Source organism: Vibrio sp. AND4 (genome assembly GCF_000171815.1).
GTDB lineage: Bacteria > Pseudomonadota > Gammaproteobacteria > Enterobacterales > Vibrionaceae > Vibrio.
Window position 1 is genome coordinate 1 of the sequence record NZ_ABGR01000143.1, and the last position, 840, is coordinate 840.

An 840-nucleotide genomic window follows, 5' to 3' on the forward strand; every position below is an offset into this window, starting at 1 on the left:
ATTTGCCAAGTGACATCCGATGACATGGGGGTTCATGATCACGGGTCTATCGTATGGGATGAATTTGCGGGCTTTTGGATCACCATGAGTCTGGTACCAGCATTGAATATTCCTATAACGGAATGGCAGTGGCTACTGACTGGCTTTATCTTGTTCCGCTTCTTTGACATGGTAAAGCCATGGCCAATTGGTTGGCTGGACAAGCGTGTTCACGGTGGTTTGGGGATCATGGTTGATGATATCGTTGCTGGTATTATGGCAGGCGTCGCGCTGTTCTTAGTGGCGAAGTATGCAGGTTGGATCTAATGCCTTCTCTCAAGTTCTAGAATTAAAAGATAAACAAAAGGGATGCGATGGTAGCATCCCTTTTCTGTTTACTTTTCAGCAATTTTTCGCCAACTAACAAGGTGAGTACGAGCTTACTTCGCCATATAATCGCAGATTGATTTCTCAATACCTTTCGCGTCTAAGCCTAGCTCTTCATGTAGCTCGTCTTGAGTGCCTTGAGGAATGAAACGATCGGGTAAGCCAAGGTTTAGTACAGGCTTGATGATCTTATCTTGCATCATAAACTCAATCACACCAGCACCAGCACCACCCGTTATTGCGTTTTCTTCCAGGGTTACTAAAACATCGTGCTCAGCGGCTAGCTGTCGAATCAAGGCTTCATCGAGCGGCTTAACAAACCGCATGTCAGCAACGGTTGCATTTAGGTTTTCAGCCGCTTCTAGCGCGTTACCCAGGAAAGTACCGAAGTTGAGAATAGCCACTTTCTCACCTTTACGAACCACGCGACCCTTACCGATTTCGAGCGCAGTAAATGTTGACTCAATGTCTGTG

General features: G+C 46.2%; 2 protein-coding genes. One reads left to right on the forward strand and one right to left on the reverse strand.

Annotated features, from left to right (window positions below):
* Positions 1-306, forward strand: a 306-nt coding sequence (locus tag AND4_RS19275) for a phosphatidylglycerophosphatase A (RefSeq protein WP_043991968.1), incomplete at its 5' end; no start/stop codon positions are given.
* Positions 307-419: 113 nt separating this feature from the next.
* Here the strand turns inward: AND4_RS19275 and AND4_RS19280 are convergent.
* Positions 420-840: transketolase C-terminal domain-containing protein (locus AND4_RS19280; RefSeq protein ID WP_009844672.1), on the reverse strand; the 421-nt coding region annotated here is incomplete at its 5' end.